Source organism: Maribellus maritimus (genome assembly GCF_022267315.1).
Classification (GTDB): Bacteria; Bacteroidota; Bacteroidia; order Bacteroidales; family Prolixibacteraceae; genus Draconibacterium; species Draconibacterium maritimum.
The window spans coordinates 1-2,130 of the sequence record NZ_JAIKLE010000114.1; the positions used below are offsets into that span (position 1 = coordinate 1).

General features: G+C 40.1%; 3 protein-coding genes. All 3 read right to left on the reverse strand.

The window, feature by feature from the left end:
- Positions 1-244: 244 nt before the first annotated feature.
- The 3 genes from K5G00_RS29150 to K5G00_RS29160 are packed head-to-tail and all read right to left on the reverse strand — an operon-like array spanning position 245 to position 1,319.
- The gene (locus K5G00_RS29150) at positions 245-499 is read right to left on the reverse strand and encodes a hypothetical protein (protein ID WP_238770101.1); all 255 of its coding nucleotides are present in this window, start codon (positions 497-499) and stop codon (positions 245-247) included.
- Between the two features lie 27 nt (positions 500-526).
- Positions 527-1,003 carry a hypothetical protein gene (locus tag K5G00_RS29155; protein WP_238770099.1) on the reverse strand — a complete coding sequence of 159 codons (477 nt, stop codon included), beginning with the start codon at positions 1,001-1,003 and terminating at the stop codon, positions 527-529.
- Positions 1,004-1,031: 28 nt separating this feature from the next.
- Positions 1,032-1,319, reverse strand: coding sequence for a nucleotidyltransferase domain-containing protein (locus K5G00_RS29160; protein ID WP_158869712.1), 288 nt, complete (start codon positions 1,317-1,319; stop codon positions 1,032-1,034).
- Positions 1,320-2,130 lie beyond the last annotated feature (811 nt).

Consider the following 2,130-nt stretch of genomic DNA (forward strand, 5'->3'; position numbering starts at 1 on the left):
CGCTGCTCATTTCTCACCGCTCACTTTCTCATCTCTCACCTTTCCGGTGCTCATAGTCTCATTTTCTTACTACACGGTGCTCACCCTCTCACCACACATCTATTACTCTCGACGGGGCCTTGCCCCATACCCCAAATACTTTTCTCCTTAGATGAGAAAAGTATTCAAAAGAATCAAGCCAAAGTTATCCTTCAACGCTTTAGGCCTGCGCCGGCCCGGGCTACTTTGGCAGGCCTACGCACCTTTATCCGCCGGGGGCAGGATTATTGATAGTTTTTAAATTTCTATTGTGTTTATAATTCTTTGCCAGCTCAAATGTGGCACAAAACTTCTTCACCCGAACAGCGCTCACAGAAAACTTCTTGCCTGTAAGTTTACTCAGCATATCAAATCCAAAAACTCCGGGCATACCCAGCCGATAGTGCTTTTGTTCTTTTGTTCCAAAAGAGGCACGAGATACAATCTCGCGCCAGCAGGGGGTTTGTATTTTTAGTGGCAAAAAGATATTATCGAGCCTCAACAGGGATTACAAATCAGCACCAGCAAGGGGCAACCAGTTCCTGTTCTCAATAAATTGTTTTGAAACCTCTATGCTCTTGAACAGAAATGTTGTTAACTCAATTACCTCAGGCACAAGACCGGGCACAGCTTCAGGGATATATTCATGGGCAATCTGGTTTCGCAAATCACAGATTTCCAAAAGTTTGTCGGCAGAATACACCAGCCGGATTTTTTCTGCTTTATTTAACAGATCGATAAAAGGAACAAAAGGCTCGTGCAGCAACATCCAGATTGTTCTGATCACCTTTTGTGTATATAAATCGGAGGTTCTCCCAAACTTAGATGTAAGCGAATCAAAAGACTCCATATCTTCAAATGTATATTCCTTTTTTTGCAAAATCTTCCTGCATTTGTCAACTGAAAGTTGTAAAGTTGTAACAGACTTTTCCAGTAACACCAACTCTTCGACAAGTAGTTGTTTTTTTAGTTTATCGTTGTTCACTTATACAGAAATGTTATTCTATTTTGTATTAAAGCGGTTGAGCATTACCAAGAATTATTTTCTTAAACGTTGAATCATCCGTTTTTGTAAAATTTACAAGGTCAATTTTTTGCCATCCAAATTTTTTATAAAAATTAATTCTGAATAACCGCAATTTTTTATTATCAATTTTTTTATCTGATAAGATCAGAATATCGATATCACCTCCAGCGCCTTTGTTGTCCAGTCTTGAACCAAAAAGATAAAATTCATCACCGGGAAACATTTTCAAAGCCATCTCCCGAATAAATTCTTGTATTTCCGGTTTTATACGCATAATTCAAAGATAAAAAAAAAGGGGGAATGTTGAACTGTGCCCCAGGCTCACCTGCTCGTTTTGTGCGCCGGGATTTAAATCAGTTTTTATTCCGGAGATTAAAGCCTTCGCCAGCCCGGGACAAATTTTCACCCTACCCGCCTTTCTGACAATCATAGTGCTGACAATCTCATTGTCTCACTAAGTCATCTCTGAACGTTTCTCCTCCTGTTTGGGGGGAGTACCTGAGTTTGCGAGGGGAAGGTGGTTGAAAATTTATCGGATAATCACTATATATATTTTCAATCCTCAACTCCTAAATGTCCACTTTCTCAACACTCATCTCTGCTTTTTAATGGGGCTTTGCCCCGAACCCCAATTCCTTTTTTCCTATAGCTGAAAAAAGGAATCAAAAAAAGCCACCGCTCAAGATTAAAAGCTAAAAATCAACTCCGTTTCGCTAAAATCTTTTAAACTCCTCCTTCGCAAATGCTCAGAGTCAAACAGAAAAGATTTTTTAACGCTGCACTTCATTTATTTTCTTCACGCTTTTACTCTTAGGCGGGTCGGTTCTTAACTTGTTGTTTGTTCTTTTTTATTTTTTAGTCTTTGAATTCGAAACTTCTATATAAAACTTTCACTACTCATCACTCACCTCTCTCTCCCTCTCACTGTTCATCTTTCTCTTCCCAGTGCTCACCCACTCGACTCTGCTTCTCAACGGGGCCTTGCCCCGAACCCCAAATACTTTTCTCCTTAGATGAGAAAAGTATTCAAAAGAATCAAGCCAAAGTTATCCTTCAACGCTTTTGGCCTGCACCGGCCCGGGCTA

Excerpts from the sequence above, each read along its gene's own strand:
- K5G00_RS29160 (WP_158869712.1), bottom strand. The coding sequence starts at position 1,319 with ATGCGTATAAAACCGGAAATACAAGAATTTATTCGGGAGATGGCTTTG.